The organism is Synechococcus sp. PCC 7336, from assembly GCF_000332275.1.
GTDB lineage: Bacteria > Cyanobacteriota > Cyanobacteriia > Thermostichales > PCC-7336 > PCC-7336.
In genome coordinates this window covers 3,536,811-3,559,744 of record NZ_CM001776.1, presented here as the reverse complement: position 1 = coordinate 3,559,744, position 22,934 = coordinate 3,536,811, and the positions used below count along the sequence as shown (strand labels likewise).

Annotated in this window: 5 protein-coding genes; all 5 read right to left on the bottom strand. The window is 54.8% G+C overall.

Going from position 1 to position 22,934, the window contains the following annotated elements:
• Positions 1-101: 101 nt before the first annotated feature.
• Entirely contained in the window at positions 102-884 is a 783-nt protein-coding gene (locus tag SYN7336_RS16985; protein ID WP_017324155.1) for an IS5 family transposase, read from the bottom strand.
• A gap of 32 nt (positions 885-916) precedes the next feature.
• Positions 917-1,291, bottom strand: a complete 375-nt coding sequence (locus tag SYN7336_RS16980; RefSeq protein ID WP_038026061.1) for a hypothetical protein — start codon at positions 1,289-1,291, stop codon at positions 917-919.
• Between the two features lie 1,061 nt (positions 1,292-2,352).
• Positions 2,353-2,760 carry a hypothetical protein gene (locus SYN7336_RS16970; RefSeq protein ID WP_202951116.1) on the bottom strand — a complete coding sequence of 136 codons (408 nt, stop codon included), beginning with the start codon at positions 2,758-2,760 and terminating at the stop codon, positions 2,353-2,355.
• Positions 2,753-21,736, bottom strand: a complete 18,984-nt coding sequence (locus SYN7336_RS26405; protein ID WP_156820198.1) for a putative Ig domain-containing protein — start codon at positions 21,734-21,736, stop codon at positions 2,753-2,755. The genes SYN7336_RS16970 and SYN7336_RS26405 overlap by 8 nt, the downstream gene beginning before the upstream one ends.
• Positions 21,737-21,972: 236 nt before the next feature.
• On the bottom strand, positions 21,973-22,764 hold the full coding sequence (locus tag SYN7336_RS16960) for a glycosyltransferase (protein ID WP_026101095.1): 792 nt from the start codon (positions 22,762-22,764) through the stop codon (positions 21,973-21,975).
• Positions 22,765-22,934 lie beyond the last annotated feature (170 nt).

Below are 22,934 nucleotides of genomic sequence, written 5' to 3'. Positions count from 1 at the left end.
TGTATCAGGCGCGAACGAAACCCGCAAACAGTTGTGCAACAGAGGCGCCCTCTTAGCCTGTTATCTCGACCTCTAATGAATTAGAACGTGTCTGAAAAGTCTCAAGCCAGCCTACGAAGCATGAGATTGACCATAGCAGCGTAAAGCATCGTCTCACTCGTAGTGGGCAAATATTCGTAGTCCTTGCTCAAGCGACGGTATCGACCAAACCAGGCAAAGGTGCGCTCAACCACCCATCGCCGAGGTAAAAGCTGGAACCCTTTTTGCTCAGCAGGCCGTTGTACGACTTCAATAGTCCAGCCAAACGCTTGCTCAACCCAAGCCACAAAAGATTTGCCACCAAAGGTTTTATCGGTCCAAATCAATTGCAAGCAACTCCACATACTGGCAAACCAAATCCCCAGCAAGGTGAGGCCGTCATGGTCGGAGCGTCGGGCACTGTGGACCTTGGCACCCAGCAGTAGACCCATCGTATCAACCAGGATAGTGCGCTTGCGACCTTTAACTTTTTTGCCTCCATCAAAGCCTGTTTCTTGAGCGGCACCAGCTGTTTTGACCGATTGGGAATCCAGGCAGGCTGCCGAGGGAGAAGGATTGCGCCCCACCGTTTCTCTCAGTTGCTGGCGCAGAGCATGGTTGAGAGCTTCCCAGGTGCCATCGGCTTCCCACTGACGGAAGTAATGGTAGACCGTTTGCCAAGCGGGGAAGTCGTGGGGCAGCAGACGCCAGGCACATCCGGCTCTCAACAGATAGAAGATGGCATTGACCACTTCGAAAACGTTGACGCTGCGGGGACGACCGCCTGGCTTAGCTGGCGGTAATAGCGGAGCTAGAAGCTCGCACTGGGCAGGGGTTAGATCGGTGTCGTAGGATTGGCGTGTCATTGGTTGGGAGGCTCTAACTCAGCCTCTCAACTTTATCTGCTGACCTTTTCAGACACGCTCTTAGAAATAATTTCTATTTTTCCCCATTCACCAGATAAGTTGTAGCTATTACCTAAAATTACAAATTTATCAATATTGCCATAGTCAATCTCACCACTAGAATCTGTTAATGGGTTCATGAGCTTGACTTGCCAGTCAACTTTAGATGGCCTTATGAATTTAATCGTTCCTCTCTTAAAGCAATATATCTCGTCATCTTTCGGAGGTTCATATTCTGGATGGTTTTCCTGTAGCACAAAATCCATAAAAAATATGATAATTGCTTCCTTTTCTTCGATGGCGATTACATAACTATCTTCTAAGTAAATGTACTTTAGTTCGGGGATCGAATAGTACTGTTCTGACATCGATATTCTCCTCTTAAGTCCAATCACAAGTCATGATTTATTGGGGTATGATTTCTAGGGCTTCTTCTGGTGACTGGATTGCCAAAGGGATCAACTCTTTGTCCAGGCCGAATTACGTAACTCAACATGTGGAGAAGCGCTCCCAGGCGCTCGTTGGCTACCTCCTTTAATCATTATTCGTATTACACCATTTTCGTCAGCATATTTGGCTGACCCATTGGGATTCTGTACCCTTGTCCAGCCTTGGCTTTCTGCAAGGTCTCTAATTGTACTAGCGTTAGGTGTATTTCCATTCTGAAAAAGTTGATCGATACCAGGAGCTGCTAGGTTACCGCTATTTGATAGGAAGGATCTTGCTGGATCGATGTTAATGTCACCCCCAGCACCTGAATTGGGGTAAGCGTAAGGAGACCGCAAATTTGCTGTATCGCCAAGAGGGGGCCCATCCAATGTGCCGCCAAGAGGACTCCCGTCCAAATCGAGAACTGGATTGGGTGTGGGAGATAGACCGACATTTCCAATACCCTTAAAGTTTTCATTGATGGGGAAGCTAAAAGTGTTTTCTACGCCCAGGTTCACCAGATCGATGAACGCGACGGAGAACTGTCCGTTCGACCATTTCCCCTAGTATAACGGAATTTTATTTTCGGCAATCAATCACTACATGTAGCGTATCAAAAAATCAATATCCATTGATCGCAGTGAGGCAGTCTGAATGCATGCTACTGGTATCTTGTCAATCAATTGCCAAGGACCTGAAACACTGATTCCACCGTGGATAATTCAGGGACTCGATCCAAAATGGTCGAACGGTGAGGGAGAAGTTATCTCCAGTGATATAGTCGGGTAGGGCTGACCAGACTGTCGAAATAGATAGAGAGTTTGACCGGTCGTGCCTTCATGGGAGGAAAAGCACTTCTGGACCTATTTCCATTTTCTCTTAGGCCACCTCAATTAATTCAGGTTTGTTGAGAAGGTAGCTGAGCCATTAAGAATCAACAACAATGTTTCAATATTCTTACCTTCTGTTTTTGGGTAAAAGTAATTTTTCGAGCTTCCCTTTAAATAGAATCAACCCATTTTGGGATTGGCGGATAAGCAGAAAGTACATCTATAACATCATTTGGAGTAACGAAAAAATAGTGAATCACCCCTCGCCCTTCATAAATATTATGACTCTCCTCGTTAAACCATTTCAAATAATTTGAGTTTTCTATGATGAAGAAAGGCCAAATCTCATTACTTCCTCTATTATCAAATGTTTTTAGTAAATCTCCCTCGTCATGATTTCTATAGGATAGCGCGGATTCAAACATGATAGCAATATACCTTGAATCTTTATCTTCTCCTTTAAAGACAAGAGTAAGTCCGTCATAGGTATCCCTTAATTCTTCAAGATAAAGAGTGTTTGGGATATCTTTCGTAGGTTTCCATATATTCCATTTTTCAGACATTTTAGAATCACTCACTGTTGATTGTACTGCCAAAGCGAAACTTTGTACGCCTTCTTCTCGTCTCTTGAAGTTCTAATGTTGGTCTCCCATCTCTACTACCGCTTCTAACTACAACAGTCCTCCCATCATCTAACTGACCTACACGTCCATTAGGAATATTTCTAACATTTGAAGGGTTAAGTGAGTCAAACACTTCATTTGCTGTTTGGAAGTCACCTGGTCTCTCAAATTGTGTTGTGCCTCCCATTGTTGGCCGACCAGATGCCGAAGTGCGAACTAATTCATCAATGATATCTTGTGGGTCGTTATCTGATAGGAAGGGTCTTGCTGGATCGATGTCAATGTCACCCCCAGCACCTGAATGGGGGGAAGCGAGGGGCTCACCAAGAAGTGGGCCATCTAATGCGCCGCTGCCAAGAGGACTCCCGTCCAAATCGAGAACCGGATTGGGTGTGGGAGATAGACCGACATTCCCAATACCCTTAAAGTTTTCGTTAATGGGGAAGCTAAAAGTGTTTTCTACGCCTAGGTTCACCAGATCGATGAACGCGACGAGGAAGTTATCTCCAGTGATATGGTTCTGCAGAGATAAGCCCGCTATCGCGAAGAGAGTACCGCCAACAATCGTCGTTGCCGTTACTTCATTCAGAGTGAATAAGCCACTAGGATCGGTATTGTTGACGGGGTTGTTGTGGGCGTACTGATACTTGTGTAGAGAGTAAGGGTCGTCCAAAAAACCGGGGAACGGATCTCGACTAATAAACCGCCCCAAGTCCGGGTCGTAGTAACGCGCTCGTAAATAATCCAGCTCTAGTACATCATCCCGCTGCTCGCCCGCAAATTGGAAGTCGGTATCGGCACCTTGTTGGAAGAGTTCTCGCCCGAAGGCATCGTAATCGAACTGGCTGACAATCTCGCCAGCGCTATCGGTGAGAATGCGGGTACTGCCCAGCCCATCGGCGTGAAAATAGGTGACTGCATCGTCTGCATCGATCTGGGCGATGAGACTGTCGCCGTAGACATAGGCTGTCAGGATCTTGCCATCGACGCTGTATTCCTCCAAAACTTGAGCAAAGGGTCGATTGGGATCGACCAAGTAACGGGTTTCCTCTCCGTTGACGGTTGAGGCAACGCGGATGCCGAAATCGTCGTAGATATATTCGGCTTGCTGGGTTTCGCCGTTTCTATCGATGGTGGTTGAGACGAGGCGATTTTCGATGTCGAAGGTGTACTCAATCTGTTCGGTGGAGTTCTCCCGAAAGATGAGGTTGCCATTGTCGTCGTAGGCGAATGTGGTTGTGATGCCACCGCCATCGAGAGTTGTGGTGAGTTGGTTGTTTTGGTTGTAGGTGTATAGCGTCAGCCCCTCCGCAGAGTCGTTACGGGTAAGACGATTGCCGACGGCATCGTAGCTGTATTCGATGAGGCGATCGCCAGCGAGCGGATCGCTAATGGACTCGCTCAGCAGACGGTAGGTGCTGTCGTAGGTGTAGTTCACCTGGCGACCGTCTAACTCGACCACCTGCGTGCGATTGCCCACTGCATCTAAGGCGTAGTCGAAGCGGGCAAAGAGTTCGCCGTCAATGTTGGCCTGTTGCAGTGAGACGAGACGATCGAGATCGTCGTAAACAGCCCTCTCGCGGGTGCCGTTACCTAGTTCGGTCAGGACTCGATTGCCGACTTCGTCGTAGGTGTAGGTGGTGAGTCCGGCGTTTGCATTATTGGCGGAGGCAAGGCGGTTGAGGGGGTCATAAGTATAGGTGGTGGTGCCTGCTGGTGAGGACAGACTGGTGAGATTGCTGGCGTCATCGTAGGTGTAGGTAATCTGGCGATTGTCGGCGTTGGAGAAAGTTGTCAGACGGTAACGCTCGTCATAGGCATATTCCGTTCGGCCAGAGCGAGTGTCGTCTATGCTCGCCAGTAGTTGTGCGTCTGTGTAGGTGTAGCTGACGCTGTTGCCATCGTCGTAGGACGTCAGTACGGGTAGGTTTTCGGCGTTGTACTCGTAGGTGATGACGTCCCCATTGAAGGTTGTCACCTCGATGAGATTGCCGACGGCATCGTAGACATTGGTTTGGCGCTGACCCAATGCTAAGGTCAATGCCGTCACCTCGCCGACTAAGTTGTATTCGTAATCGGTTACATTGCTGTTGGCATCAACCGTGCGGAGAAGATTGCCCAATTCATCGTAAAAGTGGGTTGTCCGCTGCTCCAGGGAGTCTTCAATTGCGCTCAGGCGATCGAGGGCGTCGTACTCGTAGAAGGTAGAATTGCCCGCTCGATCCTGGATTTCAACCACGCGATCGAGGGCATCGTAAACTGTGGTCTGGCTGAGACCGTCGACGAATTCGATGCTGACGCGGCGATCCAAGGCGTCGTAGGTGAACTGTGTAGTGCGCCCTAGGGCATCGCTGACGGATGACAAACGGTTGGAGTTGTCGTAGGTATAGGTGGTTTCGTTGCCCAAAGCATCGCGGACGAGGGACAAACGACCGGCGAGATCGTATTCGTACTGGGTTTCGTTGTTGAGCTCGTCAATCTCGGCAATGACTCTACCGATGGCGTCGTAGCGCGTGCTTTGACGCGGGTTGTCAGTTAAATCGTCGAGGGTATCGTCTGCAAAGAGCGTCTCAACCAATCTGCCCAGCTCGTCGTATTCGTAACGGGTGGTGCGTCCTTCGCGATCGATGTCTACAATCAATTGGTTGGCAGCATCGTAGGTGAAGGTGTCGGTGAGGTTGTCTGCTGTGGTCTCGGGCGTGTCGTCGGGATAGATGATGCGTTCGAGTAAGCCGCGATCGTCATAGAGGTATTCAGTACGGCGATCGAGGGGATCGATCTCGGCAACGAGCTGGCCGCTTGCGTCATATTCATAGCGAGTGGTGAATCCCTCTGCATCGGTAATGCTGGTGGTGCGCCCTTCGCTGTCGTAGGTGGCATTTACCTCAACCGTGCGTTCTTCCCCTGCTAGCGACGTTTGAGTACGCGAGGTAGAGAAGTTACGACTGAGATCGTCGTAGCTGTAGCTGGTTTCGAAACCGAGGGGATCGATACGGCTGATGAGGTTGCCGCGTTCGTCGTAGCTAAATTGAGTGATTTGGTTGAGAGCATCGGCAGAGCGGGTGAGCAATCCAGCGTCGTTGTAGAAGAAACGGGTTTCTTGCTCCAGCGGATCGATGATGGCGCTTAAATTGCCGCGCTCGTCGTATTCGTAGCGGGTGGTGTTGCCGAGCGCGTCTGTGGCGCTTTCCACGAGGCTGAATTGCCCGTAGGTGAATGTTTGAATGTTGCCTAGTGGGTCCTCAATAGTCAGTGGGTTATTGAGGGCATCGTAGGTGAAGGTCGCGGTTTGCCCTGCTGCGTTGGTGAGGCTGAGAAGATTGTTGTCTTGGTCGTAGGTGCGAATGGTTTCTCCCAATAACGGATTGATTTCGGTGAGGATATTGCCGCGATCGTCGTAGACGTAAGTAGTCGCTCGCCCCAAGGCATCGGTCACGGTTTGGAGTGAGTTGTCAGGGTCGTAGGCAATCTGAACGGACTGCTCGCCACTGCCCAAGACGCGATTCAACCGTCCCGCCTCGTCATACTCCGAGCGGATGCCCGTGCGTCCTAATGGATCGGTAATCTCCTCTAAGAAATGAGCCCGCTCTTCACTGTAGTCATAGCGGCTTGTGTTGTTCTCGCGATCCGTAACCGCGACTAAATCTCCGGCAGCATCGTACTCGTATTGAATGCGCTGCCCAGCCGGATCGATAACAGATACGATTCGCCCTTGTGCGTTGCGCTCGAAGCCGACGGACTGACCGGTGGAACTGACAATCCCGTCATCACTAAAGCTGAGCTGGTTGCCATTGCGATCCTCCACCGTGAGCAGATCGCCAGTGACCGCATCGATGCGATAGATAATGCCCTCGCGAGTGGTCAGTCGGTAAATGCCGCTAAAGCCGCGATCGGTATCGACAGGATTGAGACCAGCCCCCTGATTGAGACTGACATACGAACCGTCCGCTGCCCGTGACAGCCGCGATACCCCCTCGATTTCTAAAGTACTGGTGACCCCAGCATCCCCCCGGAAAGCCGAGCGATAAATCGTCGGATCGCCCCCCAAATCCACATTGGGGAAGAAGAGCGAAATCGGGTCAATCGTCGGCGCAAATGTAAATGCTTGCCGCTCGCCTCCAGGCAGCGTGATATATACCCGAGTGCGATCGTCAAATGCCTGGGAACGAATTCCCAATTGCTCGAACAGCTCGTCCGGTCCCAAACTGGTGCGCAGATCCGTATCGCGGAACTCCAAACGCCAGCCAAAGCCAAAGTCGTCGCTGCTGCTGGCATTAAGACTGTCGTAGGTGCGAGTCACTGAAATGGGAATCCCGGTCAGGGGAATTTGCAGGTCGGTGAAAGAGAGTTGGAAATTCCCCAACTTCAATCCGCCCGCCACATTGACGGTCTGCTCGATCGCATTCACATTCCCCGTCTCATCCACCGCCTCCAATCGCAACGTGTAGGCATCGTTCTGCAACAGCGTCGGGTCGAAGTCGCCGAGATCGCCATCCGCAATGTTTGATTCCCCCCGGAAGATTTCGACGAACTCATTCGTGCCCACTGGGGCAATCGACAGGGTGTAGAAGTCGAGATTGTCATCCGTCACCGTGCCGAAGATGTCTGTCGGTGCCGTGACGAACTCCTCAAACTGCGCGGCCACCAGCTCTACGGTTGGCGGGGTACCATCACTGAAATCGATGACATCGAACGTCAAGACAGACTGGGATTGATTGCCTGCCGCGTCGGTTGCAGAGGCGATCGCCCTCACCTCCCCAACTTGTGCAGGAGTCAACGTAAACGTCCCATCCGCCTGCAACAGCACGGGAGCTCCATTCACCGCCAACGTCAGCAAGTCCACCCCAACGTTGTCGGTCGCCGTCGCCAGGAAAGTAATCGGATCGCCCAAACTGACTCGGTCATTGGTCGCAATCAAATTCACCAACGGAGCCGACTCATCCGCTGCCACCGTCAGCTCGAATCGCTGTTCAATTTCGCCACCCACCGCATCGGTAATGGCGATCGCCACCTCGTGGGAACCCACATCCTCAGCCGTCGGCAAGAAGCGCAGCCGACCTAGTTCGTCGATTTCAATCCCTAAAGCAATCGAGTCAGCATCGAGACTGTAAGTCAATTGACCGCCATCCGGATCGGTGGCGCGAACGTCATAGCGGTACAAAACTCCCGGTGTCGCTTCGAGCGGTGGGTTCACCGACGAGATCTGGGGCAATTGATTGACTGCAGCCGTGAGAACGTAGCCTTGAGCCGCTCCCAGTCCAGCTTCATCTCTGACCCCCACGACAATGCGGTGTTGACCCACCGCTGGAGTCGTCCATTCGAGCAAGCCAGTCTCGGCATCGATGGTGACGCCAGCGGGAGCTTCGAGGAGCGAGAAGGAGAGGCGATCGCCCAAATCGGGATCGACCGCCTCCACCCGATAGCGATAAGGCTGACTGACATCGCTCACAAAAATCGGCGTCGAGGTAATCGTGGGCGCTCGGTTAATCGCCGCCTCTTCCACCACCAAAGTGAATGTCTGCCGGGTCAGCGCACCAGAATCATCCCGCACCTGCACTTCAACGACGTGCTCGCCCACCTGCTCGGCTGTGGGGATAAAGGAGATCGCTCCCGTTTCCGCGTCAATCTCTAACCCTTCGGGACGAATGCCCAAGGCATAGCGCAAGGGGTCATTATCGAGATCGGTCGCGACGGCCCGATATTCATAACTCTGGCCGACCGCCGCCCGCGTATTGGGGGGAGAGATAATCAGCGGCGGCGTATTCAGTCCCCGCACGGACAGCTCGAAGGTTTGAGTCACCGAAGCACCGCGACCATCCGTCAGTTGCACTTCGAAAACGTGGCTGCCCAATTGCTCGCCAGAAGGCTGCCAGCGCAACGCCCCCGTTACCGGATCGAGTGCTACCCCTTGCGGAGCCTGCAGCAACGTCCAAATTAATGAATCGCCATCGGGGTCGCTCCCCTGCAAGTTGTATCGATACTCCCGTTCGAGATGGGTCAAAAACTCGGGCTCGGACTCAATGCTCGGAGCGCGATTGCCCGCAAAGTGGGTGGCACGGATGGTGAAGTCTTGAGTGACCGTCCCTCCTTGGCTATCGCTGACGCGAATCGAGACGGCATGATCCCCCACTTGGGCAGCAGTCGGAGCCCAGAGCAAGCGATTCCCCTCTAAAACAGCTCCTTCGGGGGCCTGTTCGAGGCTGTAGGTGAGGGCATCGCCATCGGCATCGCTGGCAATCAGGTCGTAGAAATAGGTCTGACCGATGGGAGTGCTGGTTCTAGGGGTGGATTCCAGTGTGGGCAGGCGATTGGGGATCGGTTCAATTGCCTCCAACACCACCGTCTGCAAACTCTCGCCCCCCTGACCGTCACTCACGTTTACTAGAAAGACGTGACTGCCTACCTGAGCTTGGCTGGGCGTCCAAGTTAACAGTCCGGTGGCAGCATCAATTTCCGCTCCGTTGGGAGCTCCGACTAACGAGAAAGTGGTGGCATCGCCGTCCGGATCGATCGCGCTGGCTTGATAGTGATAGGTCTTGCCCACCTGAGCCTGCCGCACGCTGGGCAGGGAAGTGAACAGGGGTCTGGCGTTCTCCGATTCCACCGTGAGCTGGAACACTTGCAAGCTGGAGTTGCCCTGCTCGTCGCGAGCCCGCAGGATGACGTCGTGAGTGCCCGCTTGGTCGGAGGTGGGATTGAAGGTCAGCAGGCCGTTGTCGGGATCGATCGCCAGTCCCTCCAAACTGGAGGTGACGCTATAGGTGACGGCATCGGCATCGGGATCGAGGGCTAAGGCCCGGTAGTCAAAGCGATCGCCCACACTCACCGTCGTGCTCTCGGGGGTGCTGACAAATTCGGGTGCGCCGTTGGGGGCGGCAACGTCTTCGGCAAAGCCAAAGTTGGTGCGAATGGTTTCGCCCGTTTCGGTAATCGTGAACTGGAAGGCAGGCCCGTCTGCCGGGGTGGTGCTGCTGAAGCCGTTGGGGGCGATCGCCCGTACCGTGTAATCTCCCGGAGCCAGTCCCTCGAATTCAAACGTAAAGAGCTGCCGACCTAATTGGGACTCGGGACGCTCTAGGGTAGTGAACTGTAGCGGTTCGCCCTCGTCCAGAACGCCGTTGTCGTTGAGGTCGAGATAGACGGCAGCATCGTCGATAAAAGGCTCTAGCAAGAAGCGGGGGTCGAAGCCCGAAAAGATCTCGATTAACTCGTCAATCGTTTCGATTTGGGCCGCATTCGCATCGATGGGTAGGAGTTGTTCGATGGAGGCGCTGCGTCCTTCTCCCAGCGCAAAAGCCCGAACGTTGATTCCCGAAGCACTCAACGCTTCTAAAACGGGTTCGCTCGCTCTGCCGAAACCATCCGAGAGGAAGATGAGGGTACTGTTGGCGGGATCGTCGAGGGCTTCGAGCACCGCTTGGCCGTGGCTGAGGCCATCGTCAAAACTCGTTCCCGCCCAGGGATTGCCATTAAAATTGAGTCTTTCTTCTAAATCGAGCAGGCCGTTGTCATTGGCATCTGTATTGGGGTTGATAAAGATCGTTTGGGTGGCGGGATCGAAATCGAGATCGGCCGATCTCCCTCCTTCGTTAAACACAGAGACGGCGATTTGGGCGATATCGGCTAAGCCTGCATCGATCAGTTGGTCGTTGAAGGCCACGATGCTAGTCAGTTCTAAATCGAGCGGACTGCGCGGTTCGACCGTGCTGACGTCAATATCTCCCAGAGGAATGGTGCGCCGACCGACACTGCCCGACAAATCGATAACGAAATGAACGTTGGGCGTATCGCCTCTGAATAGATCGGTGTCTTGGAAGGTATTGCGGTTGAGATCGTCAAACACCGTGCCCTGCAACGTACCGGTGGCTGCTGCCACCTCCAACTCGAAGGTTTGAACGTCGCGACCGCCCCGAGCATCGGACACCTCCACGGCAAACTCCAGGGTGTCGCCCGGATTGGCAGATTCGGCGGAGAAGAACAGGTAACCGGTATCGCGATTGAGGGTGGTGCCCAACGGCGCATCGACTAGGCGATAGCTGAGGTTGTCGCCATCGGGGTCGAGCGCCTCCACGAAGTATTCGAAGCCCGCCTGATTGAGGCCCAACCGCGAAACGCTCGGCAGGCTGGTGATGGTGGGAGCGTTATTGTCGGGGTCGGGACCGATGCGCAGGGTGAAGTCTTGTACGGCAACGCCACCGCGATCGTCTTCGGCGGCGATTTGCACCCGGAAGCGACCGAGGGAGTCATCGTCATTGGCAGTGGCTTCGCCGCTACCGGGGACGAGGATATCGGCCACATCGTCGAAGCTGTTGATTTGGAATTCGTAATTGAAGGGATTGGGATTGGTGCCGCGCGTAATGCGCACTTGGTAGCGTCCGTCGCTCTCGGCAACAAACTCGAAATCGTTGAAGTCTCTGAAGGTCGTGCCAAAGTTATTGACCAGACGGCGGCCGTCGGGGGCATACAGCTCTAAGAGGGGAGAGCCGCTCCCGGCGTTGCTACCGATATCGAAGAACAGTCGCTGTCCGGCTTGCGCCTCGAAGTACAGCAGTTCGGTCAGTTGGCCCGTCGGCAAACTGCCTCGGAAGGGGCGATTCAACTCGATCTCGGCCGCATCGGCAAAATCGAGCAATTGAAAGCCGTAATCGGTGTTGCCACTCCCCTGCACGACAATGTGATAGACATCGTCCCGCTCCAGCGTCAACGCGAATTGGCTGCTGGCAGACGAAAAGTCACTGGACACTGCCTCGATCGCCCTGCCGTCAGCGTCGTAAACAATCGCCCTGACATTGCCGTGGGTGCCGTTGAGGAAGATCTGCTGACCGCTGCGGCCGCTGAAGGTATAGATATCGGCAGCATCGCCCGGGCCGGTGGTTCTGCCATCAAAGAAGCTGCCCACTTTCACCGTCGTGCTGTTGGCCGCCAGCGGGCTTCGGGGCAATTCCAGCGTTCTGAATTGCCAGCTCAGGGTCGAATTCCCGTTCAGCGTCAGGGTGTACTCCCCCGAGCTGGGCAACCGGATCGGCCCCACATTCCCCGAGGTGACGAATCCAGAGGCAACCTCGTTACCCTCGGGGTCGAGCAACTGCCCTCGCAAGAATTTCGAGCCTCCCCCGATGCGATCCAAATAGATGAGGGAGCCGACCGAGCCGCTAAAGCTATAGCTTTCTCCGCCCGCGAGGGTGACGGGCTCGCTGCTGGGCGGCGCGATGCTGACTGGCTCTGCCGGGGTGGTGTCGGTGACGGTGAATTGATAGTCGAAGGGGGCAGAACCGTTCTCTTCAATCGCCAATACATAGGTGTCATCGCTCGAAAGACCGACATTGAAAGTGGGATCGGGGCGGTTAAACTGACCAAACCCCAGACGAGTCCCCCTAGAGTTGTAGAGAGCCCATTGGGCAATTGCTCCGCCAAAATTGCGATAGGTGTTGCTGTCGAGGCTAAAGCTGAGACTTTGCCCCACTCGACCGCTGAATTGATAGAGGCTGGTATTGCCCCCAGCGATAGTTGTTCTCGCTACAGGCGTGCCAATGGGCAATTCGGGGGCATCGAGAATGTCGCTCAACCGCAGACTGTAGCTACCCGTTGTCGAGTTGGTACCGTCCACCTCCAAGCGGTAGAGGCCGTCTTCGAGCAGGGTAAGAGGCGGGATATCGCCGCTGAGCTCGAATTCGAAGGTAGGGCTAATGTTGCCGAAACTATTCGAGTATCCAATCCGCACCGGTTCGCCACTGGGGCTAAACAGTCGACCGACGAGGCCATCGGCCCCCGCGATCGCATCCAAGTAGATCGCCTGACCGGCTACCCCTGCAAACTCGAACGCATCCCGTTCGCCTGCGACAGAAATTTCCCCGTCCAGCCGTTCGCCCAAAGCGATCGCTCGACTCTCCGCTTCCGACAAAAGCGCTCGGAACTGATAGTCAGCTTCCTCTCCCCGCGCCAAGCCCGAGGCAGAGACAGTTCCACTCACCCGCAAAATGTAATTGCCCGTATAAGGAAGGACGCGCTCGAAGTCAGTTGAAAGGGTCTGATTGGGGGTGAGCCGTTCGTAGCGATCGCTCAACAGCGCGATATTGCCGAAGTTATGAACGCCAATCGCATCGATAAACAGCGTTTGTCCGGCGTTGCCCTCAAGGCGATAGAACCGAACGTCGTTGCCACTGGTGCCTAAACTGCCCGAGATAATCTCTCCATTCGGGAGCAAGAGCTCGGGTTTAGCCACTTCTGCATCTAAATCGAGCAGGCGGAAGCCATATTCTTGTGTATGGTCTTCTACTCCATCTACCTCTAAGCGATAGGTGCCAGTTTCTTGCAGGGTGTAGAGTCGTTCGAGCGAAGTGAATTGACTGCTGGCGATCGTCAGGCCGGAGGGAGAAATCAGGGTGCCAATAATATCCCTGGAGGAGGGGAACTGACTATCGAAAAAGAGCCGCTGTCCTGTGACCCCTTCAAACGTATAAAAGTCCCGCTCTCCCTGCTCGGAAATACTGGTGGAAATAGTGTCGCTGAGAGTGTAGTCTTGCTCGATAAACTCTGGCGTGACAATCTCGACTTCATAGCTGGCATTCGCAGCACCCGAGCCCCTTAACTGCAGAATATAATTGCCCGTCTCGGGTAGAACCAATTCAAAATCAGTCGCGAGATTGCGAGAGCCAGCGATGACTTTGAGGTTCTCGTCCAACAGAGCCCAGTTACCGACATTGCGCGTATCGAGATTGTCGATATAAATGCGCTGACCGGCCTCTCCACTAAAGCGGTGCAGGCGCGTTTCAAAGTTACTGGGACCGAAATCCCCTGCAATGCGGGTGTCTAGCTCGATCGGGGCAGCCGCTGCTGTGGCGTCGTAGTCAAAGATGCGGAAACTATAGTCCCGCGTCCTTGACCCAATGCCGTCAATCGTGAGGCGATATTGCCCCGTTTCGGTCAGGGTAACCCGCAGATCTTGCGTGCGAATATCGTCGGCAACGATATCGCCGCTGGGGGTGCTGAGAGTGACTCGGAGTTGGCTAAAAGTAGGACCGACCAGACTGTCGAAATAGAGCGTTTGTCCGGTTGTCCCCTCAAAGTTAAAAATATCTCGTTCGCCCGGACGGCTAATCGCCTCCGTCACAATCTCGTCTAAACGATATTCCCGTTCGATCCAGTCTAAAGAAACAACTTGGAATTGGTAGTTAGAGCTACTTCCCCCTTCGCCGTCAATCCGCAATTCGTATTCGCCCGTATGAGGCAAGATTAAACTGTCAAAATCTTGGCTCAAAGCGCGCAAATTCCTGGAGAACGAGATGTCGCTCTCCAGATTCAAGAGCTGGCCCGTGCCGTCGTACAAGCTCCAGAAATGATTGCCGACACCCGCCAGAGATTCGAGAAAGATGCGCTCGCCCTCCGAGGCCGAGAACCGATAGATTTTGGTCTCAAAAGGACTCTGCTCGAAGCTGCCGGAGATAACCGTATCCAGCGCAATCTCTCCGCCAGCGCTGGCATCTAAGCTGTCGTAGTTTAATAGCCGGAATTGATAGGGGTTGGGAGCGCCGCTCAAGCGCAAAGTATAAGTGCCCCCTTCATTCAAGCGCAGCAGCCGATCGCGATCGTTAGGACCAAATCGATTGAACCCATAGGTACTGCCCGAGAACAGGGGGCTGCCATCGGGGCCGATGAGCCGCCAATTCAGACTGGTGTTGTCGAGATAATCGAAGTAGACCCTCTGACCGGCCGCCGCCTCGAAGCTATAGTCGTTAAACTGGCCCAGCTCAGCGATTTCCCCAGCAATGAGCTGGTCGAGACCGATCGCCTCAAACTGGGGCTCGGGAGTCACCAGACGGAAGGAATAGTCCGCTTGCGTTTGAGCGAAATCGGTGCTGATGGAGAGGAAATAATCCCCCGCTCGCTCCAAGTCAATTGCCCGTTCTTTTGAAAAGCGCAGTCGCTCTGTCAGGGCCTGACCGGCAGCGTTGTACACCTGGTAGAAGGCACTCGAATTGGCGCTGGGGAGGTCGAAATAAACGCGATCGCCCGCGTTGCCCGAGAAACGATACAGCGCAGCCTCGCGGCCACTCGCGCCAAAACTACCCGAGATCGGGGTGTCGTAGTCGATGACGGGGTCGGCAGTTCCATCGAGCACCTGGAAATTCAGGCTGCGCGAGCCAGCAGTGCGACTCGACAACACCAGATAGTAATCGCCCGTTTGAGTCAGCGTTTGCAAGCCGGTATCGAATCTGGCATCTGTCTCTAGCAGCAGTTCGCCATCGGGGGCGTAGAACTCCACAAACAGATTTTGGGCGGGGGAACGTCTGCTGTGGTCGCTGAGACTGTCGAAGAGGATTGGCTGGCCTGCCGTTCCTGGCACTCTAAACACGTGCGAAGTATTGGGAGGAAAAGAAAGCGAGCTGGGGACATTCGGAACTAGAGGGGCAACAGCAGACAGATTGTGCAGTTGAAAGTTATAGGGCTGAGGTGAAGCATGGATTGGCCTGACCTGCAAGCGATAGATCCCGGTTTCGGACAGTCGGAAGAGTCCGTCATTCGTGTTGCCATCTGCAACCCCTGCAAACACGGGATTGCCATTGGGATCGAGCAGTTCGAGCCGGTTTGCTGCACCGGAGCGCGCACTATCTAGATAGACGATTGTGCCTGCATTGGCTTGAATTTCATATTCATCCAGCCCGTTGCTCACCGTTCCCGAGAAAGTGCCAAAGCCGGTTTCGACGAGCTCGGGAGTGGCGATCGCCTCCACCTGCAGCGCAAAATCGGCGGCGCTATCGGCATCGTTATTGAGCGCCAACGTGTAAGGACCGCTGGCAAACAGCGTGCGGCTGAAATTACCGCCAGTGCCAATGTCGATCTGCTCGCCATCGGGGCCGTAAAGGGTCAAATTGGCCGCAGAGTCTGCGAGTAAAGTCTCTAGCTGAAGCTTTTCTCCGGCGACCCCCTCGAAACGGTAGAGCAGGGTTTGATTGGGATCGAGACTGCCGGAGAGGGGGGTATCGAATTCTAACTGAGCGCTGGCAGCGCGATCGAGTAACTCAAAGGCGTAATCGCCGATCGCTTCCTGCTGCCCGTCCACCCTCACGGTATAGATACCGCTGTAAGGAATTGCGATCCGATCGATCGAGCCAGACGAATCGAGATTTCCCTGATAAACGACTCCATCGACGCCAGAAATAGTCACCGTCAGATTGGAACTGCCCGTCTTGGCATCGAAATACAGTTGCTGGCCAATCGTGCCTTCAAACGTAAAAGTCTGTCTCTCTCCTAACTCCGAGAGGCTATTAGCGATAACGGTATCCGGGAGAATGGCGATCGCCTCTGGATTAGCCAGGGTGGGCACCCATTGAATGGAATAATCGCTCGCGCTCGCCAGCTCGTTATGAACCAGCAGATAGTAGGTGCCGCTGGATTCCAAAACGGTTTCGAAATCGCTGTTAAAGCGACGATCTTCGAGCAAGTTGAGGCTAGGACCATAGAATCGCCAAATGGCATCTCGCGAACTCGACTGCCGATCGAAATAAAGGCGATCGCCTCCAGTCCCTTCAATTTGGAAAACCTGCACTCGATCGGGGGCTAGGGTTCCCGATTCCAGACTGGATGGGGCGAGGAGCGGCTTCTCCCGCAAATCGAGTAATTGGAAATGGTAGTCGCCCGTTGTGGCCTGAGTACCGTCAATTTCCAATTGATAAATTCCATCCTCCGCCAAAACAAAGGGTTGACGGTTGAGATCTTGAGCCAGTGTGACCCCATTCAAACCGGTGGCACTGCCATAGGCATTGGTGAGCGTGGCGCGAATTCCCGCATTCGAGCTGAGGGAATCCAGGAAGAGAACTTGTCCGGCCCTACCTTCAAACGTATAGAGATCGCGCTCTCCCTTCTCGCCAATCTCGCCGCTGATGGGCGTATCGAGCGCCACGGGGGCCGTGAGGATATCGGGGGTAATAATTTCAAAACCGTACTCGATCGGAGTGCTACCGTTGTTGCCGCGCAGCAGCAACGTATAGCTGCCAGCGCGATCGAACACATGCTCGATATCTGTTCGAATAGAAGTGCTGTTGACGATGACGTTGTTGCCCGCATCGTAAATAATCCAAGTGCCGTTACCGCCTCCCGAACGGGCATCGAGAAACAGGCGCTGACCGGCCTCTGCCGTGAATTCAAAGGCGTGGGTTTCTTGGCCTGAGTCGAGGCTGCCTCGGTACTCGCGATCGAGCTCGGCAATCGTGGCGCGATCGAGATCGAGCACGGAGAAGCTATAGTCGCCCAGTCGCTCGTCTCTGGCATCAATACGCAGGGTGTAGGTGCCATCGCGTTCGAGGGTTATCGGATTGTCATTCCGATTGGGTTGCAGTACCGTGCTGAGGATCGTACGGCCATTCGGATCGGTGAGGCTCGCATCGGTTTGGCCGGATAGTGCCCCCGTCACAAACAGGTTGTCGAACAGAATCCGTTGCCCCGCCCATCCCTCAAAGGTATAGAGGTCTTCCTCCCCTTTCTCGCCAATCGTGCCGTTCACAATGTTGGCTTGGGCGTTATCGCCGAGGCTGAGCGGTCGGGTGATTTCGTCCGGTGTAATCAGCTCGAACGTGTAAGTGTCAGTGCGACCGAAGTTCTCGGTGCTTTCAATCACAAGGTAGTATTCTCCGTCTTCCGGGAGAAAGATTTCGCGATCGGTGAAATCGGTGTTGGAGCTCAGAACCGATTCTCCCCGCTCGTTATAGAGCCGCCAAAACTGTCGGAAGGAGCGAGCGGAGCGCTGCAGCGAGTCGAAAAAGATTTTCTGACCGGCATTGCCCGTAAAGCGGTAAACATCATCTTCCGTACCGGGGCTCGTCGCCCCCGAAACCACCGTATCCAGTTCGATGGAGGGAACCGCTGCCGCGTCAATCAGGCTGAAACCGTAGAACCCGGCGTGCTCGTCCCGAGGATCGATCTCGATGCGATAATTCCCCGTCTGCGGCAGGCGCAGAAAGGCCGGACTATTCAAGCCCCGGCCATTAGTCCCGCGTCTTGCCTCAACCAAAACATCGGTGCCCGTCGGGCTAATCACCCTGACATCGAAGTTATTGTTCCCCGGAATCAAGGTATCGAGATAAACGAGCTGACCGAGTGTACCGCTAAAGGTATAGAGATCTTTCTCGCCCACAACGCGAGTGGTGGCTAATACGGTGTCCCCCAAAATTAGCGCGGGGGGCGGCGTAAATTCGATTTCGCCCGTTTGGCGATCGATCGTCAGCCCCTCGGGACCTTGAATAACGCGGAAGCTAATCGGATCGACATCGGGATCGATCGCGTCGGCATCGTGGCGGAACACCTGGTTGATGAAGGCATCAACTTCGGGATCGTTGGTGAAGATGGGCGGTCGGTTAGGAGGCAGTTCGATGGTGGAGAGGGTAAAGCTCTGGATATCGACGCCACCACGTCCGTCACTGACCTGCACCACCACCGAATGATTGCCCACATCCGTATTGGGGTCGCTGGCGGGTAGCTCGCTCGGCAGCCAAGTAATCAGGCCCGTTGTCGGATCGATCGTCAATCCTTCAGGCGCAACCAATAACTCGAACGCGAGCTGGTCGCCATTGGGATCGACCGCTTCGACAGTGTATTCAAACAGCCGACCCGCGATCGCCTCAGCCACCTCCCGCCCCGGTACCAACGGATCGCTCGTAATCGCAGGAGCATCGTTAATATCGGCCAGGATGGTCAGGTCGTAAGTAAACTGCACCCGATTGGGATTGTGAAAGGCCAGCGTCCCCGTCAGCGTGGTGTCGCCGGGATTGACCTGACCGTCCGCTAGCGCATCAAAAGCAAAATAGGGCAAGCCTTCTGGCGTCAACCCCGCCGTATTGCGAGGCAAGACAGTCGGGTCGCTGAGGTTCGTCACGACAACGTAGAGGGGACCGTCTACTGCAAACGTGCCGATATTGCGCAGGGTCACCTCGGAGTGCAACAGGTTCGAGCTTTCATCAAAGCTGGTGAGCCCGTATTCCGCCGCAATGCTGGTGCTGACATCCTCTAAGTTGGCAAAGTCGGGACCGGCTGCAGGAGCGTCCGCCAATTGAGCCAACCCACCGCTGCTGGGAGCGTCGGTACCCTCGGGGGCATCCAGCAAGAGAATATTGGAGATGCCAACACTGGTATTCGTGTCGCCATCGTTGTTCGCCAGCCGGAAGATTAACGTGGCCGATGAACCGGGCACCAACCCAGCCAGATTGGCTGTGACGACACCGGTCAGGGCATCGAAAGTAATGCCGGGGGCGAGCTGAACGGTCTCCTCTTCCGTCAAGTTAAAGAAGGCATCGCGATCGCTTTGGAACGTATGCAGCAGGGAATTGCCACTGGCATCCACCAAACTCACTTCCAAGGCATCGTTGATGGAATTGCGATCGCCCAGGTCAAAGGCAATCGGGTCGAGGGTGAAACTGAGTAGTGAGGGCTCGGTCGGCACCGTTAAGGCGATCGCCGCCTCCCGCACAAACTCCATCTCCTCCCGCAGGACGAAATCAATACTAATCACAGCCGTTTGGATGGCGCTATTGCCCGCGCTGTCAGTCACCGTCAATTCGACCGGAAATAATCCGCCAGTCGTGGGAATGCCGCTGAGTAGGGCCGTGCCATCCCCGTTATCGACAAACGCCAACCCATCGGGCAGACCGGTGGCACTGATGCCGAGGACATCTCCTTCGGGGTCAGTCGTCGCAATCAAGTAGCTATAGGGCAGACCGGTCTCCGCTTGCGTGACGGGCAGGCTGGTAAATTCGGGAGCCTCATTGACATCGAGCACTTCGATGCTGAAGGTTTGCTCGAAGCTCAGGGCAGGATTGCCGCTGTCTGTGCTGCGAATGGTGACGCTGTGGCTGCTGGCTGTCTCGCGATCGAGGCTGGCTCCTTCAGCGAGCAACAGGCGATCGCCCTCAACCACAAATAGCCCGTCTGGGTCGCCGACAATCGTGTAGATATGCAGGTCGCCGCTATCGGCATCTGTCGTGCTCAACCGACCAATTTCGGTGGCGGCAGGACTATTTTCCAACACCGCCGTATTGCTCAAAGCGATCGCACTCGGTGCCTGATTCTCCGGCACGCGGGTAATGGTTATGGTGGCGGTTCGTTGGTTCCCGGCCAGATCCGCTGCCACCACCGCAAAGACCGTCGCCCCCAACTCCAACGGCACATCCGTAAACGTCACCTCCCCCGTCGGAGCGGCGATCGCCGTGCGATTGAAATCCGCCAATTGAACGGTCGCTCCAGGCTCCACCTGCACCTGCAGGGCAATGAATTCGGCGGTAGTCTCTAAATCCCCCAGCGGTCCAGTGTCGGAGTCGGGGGAGAGATCGACCGTTAGGGGACTGAGGGTCGTATCCAGTTGGAAGCTCAGTTGGGTGGCAGCCAGGTTGCCAGCGGCATCCGTCGAGCGCACCTCCACGGTGTAGAGCCCGTCGGCGAGGGGATTGCCGTAGAGGGTTTCTAGCAGCGCGCGATCGAAGTTGAATTGCCCGCCCGCTTCCACGCGGGAGAGCACGTCCGCAAAGTTGCCCGTGCCGTTAATGCGAGCCTCCAGGGTCGCCAATGGCCCCTCGTCCAAAACCGTTCCCCGCAGGGTGGGCTCGGAGGTGAGGCGATCGCTGGCGCTGCTGCCGGTATCGTTCGCCAAAGCTAGCGTCAGTTGCGGTACAGTCGTGTCCGGCAGTGGTTCCCCAACATTTCCAGACAGTCCCACAATTGTTGGATTGCCGTTAAAGGTAATGTTGTTTTTAGCTTCAACTGACCCATACAGCACCGAGCGACTGTTGAACGTGACAGAATTCGAGGCGAGAAATTCTCCCCGCGTATCTGCGCTGGCATTGAAGGTCAGATCGCCTCCCGCCGCCACAGTCGCGAAGTCATCGGCATCGACGGTGCTGGTGGCCCCATTAAAGAGAATGTTTTCACCCGCCGCCAAGATCGTGCGATCGTCGAACCGGGCAGCCTCGTTCGTCTGAATTGTGCGGGAGGCATACACCTCCAGATTGACGCTCTCTACATTACCCAGATTGACATTGCCGCTATTGGCTATCAGCGTCACATGCTCGAAGTTAGCGCTGCCATTGAAGTTAATCGCACCCCGCTCGACGATCAGCACCGCATTGCGCAGTACGGCGCGATCGGGAATCGTCAGCCCGCCCCGCTCGATCTGCAGCACCGTTCGATTCTCGGCAGAGCTGCCACTGGGCACGGCATTGGCAAAATCCGAGGCCGTATTGAGCCCCTGCAAGCGAGTCACTGCAGGAATCTGCACATCAACTAACTCGGCCAAGCGCTCGTCCCGCAGTTGCTGCCAGCCGGGTACCTCCACCGTTTGGGTGGGAATCACTTGAGGCGATCGCAAATTACTGTAGAGATCCTGCGGAGCATTGATAGTGTTGTAGTTTTCCGAGACTGTCAATGCTCCGGGCACGAGTACCGGCAGACCGCTCTCATCCAAAACGGGCGTGCCACTTGCGTCGCGCAGAACTGGTAGAACGGGGCGGCTGTTAATCGTAAATCCCTGTCCGGCATAAATGAAGGCATCGTCTGTCGGATTGAGGGGGTCGCCATCAAAATCACCGCCACTGTTAATGAAAACCTGTCCTTCTGCCCGCACGGCAATATCGCTCGGCCCGCCTTCGCTCCCCAGCCCGGTGAGCGGATCGCCCGTTGGAAGGGAACTGTTGCCTCCCCCGCCGGAAGATCCCTGCGGTGGCTGGAAGAGGTTGTCGGGGTCTTCTAGTTGTAATGGGATTGGCTCTAGCTCGGGCAAGGCTTCAGCCTCGGCAGCTAAGCTCCCTTCTCCGATTGAAGGTGCAGTCTCGGGCAGCACCAAGCTGCGATCGAGGCTGGCTTGCTCCATGAGTGATTGAAACGCGAGGGCGTCGTCTGGGGCTAGTCCAGAGGCAGTGGCTTGAGAAGCAGGCGATGAGGATTGGGACACAAGAATGTTGCGGTTGACGACACAGAGTAGTCAAGGAAAATCTATACAGCCCCTACCAGAAGCCTGCAGGCTGTTTTCACCTGCATTTGACGACTGGGCAATTTGCGAGAGCCAAATAAATTTAGACTAAGAATCCTTAGTCGATGCTTATATTGCCGCCACTCATCTGTTTTTATACGTGACTTAACAATCTGTAGTCTTTATAAATACTTTATGATTTAGATTGAGAGGACGAGCTAGTGAGGGTCCGTCGCGATCGCCGTTCGAGAAGATTGCTTGGGTTGCAGGATGTACCTGGGTCGCAGTTCCAAACGCAGCTCCAGTCGATCTGCCAGTCCCCGCCGCTTCAGAGCTTGCAAAATCGCTTCGTAGCTGCAGCGAATTTGTTCCAGTTGCCTTGCCTGCGAAATGGAATGGCGATGGACCCGATAGCGATACAGCGATTTGGGGACGTGGCGAATCTCAGTGACTTCCGACAGACGCAAACACAAATCGTAATCCTGAGCCGCATTGAATTTCGGATTAATTCCCCCCACCTGCCGAAACACTGATGTGCGCATCAGACGAAAGTGAAAGGTCATGAAATCCAGCAGCAACTTCTCTTTCGAATAGGGCATCTCGCAGCGTTTGCCCAGGCCCAAATCTCTGCCCTCTGCATCCATGACGTTGTGGTTGGTGTAGACCATGCCCACTTCGGGAAAGTTTTCGAGCATGACTGCAGTCTGAGCTAGGGAAGTCGGACAGAGCAGATCGTCGCTATCGACAAAGCCGAGAAACTCCCCACGCACTAGTTGAGTGGCGGCATCGAGGGCGGAGCCTCTGCCGCGATGCTCTGCTGCCACAAATCGAATGCGCCGATCGCGCTCGGCGTAGGTCCGAGCAATCTCGACCGAGCGATCGCTCGAACCGTCATCCCACAGAATCAACTCAAAATCCGGCCAGGATTGATTCAACACGCTCTCAATTGCCTGCGCCAGATAGCACTCCCGGTTGTAGACCGTCATGACGACGGAAATCGCAACTGCCATGTCTCCTCAGGGTGTCGAAGGTTGGACTCAAGCGACTCATTGCTGGTTATCGGCACCATACTACACAACCTGAGTTCGAGGGCCCTACAGAGCCATTGAACTCAGGTTGACAGGAAGAGGGGTATTGCCTCTGATGGCGATCGCCAACAAAAAACACCGGCAGGCCCGCA

Excerpts from the sequence above, each read along its gene's own strand:
- SYN7336_RS16960 (WP_026101095.1), bottom strand. The coding sequence starts at position 22,764 with ATGGCAGTTGCGATTTCCGTCGTCATGACGGTCTACAACCGGGAGTGC.
- SYN7336_RS16985 (WP_017324155.1), bottom strand. The coding sequence starts at position 884 with ATGACACGCCAATCCTACGACACCGATCTAACCCCTGCCCAGTGCGAG.
- SYN7336_RS16980 (WP_038026061.1), bottom strand. The coding sequence starts at position 1,291 with ATGTCAGAACAGTACTATTCGATCCCCGAACTAAAGTACATTTACTTA.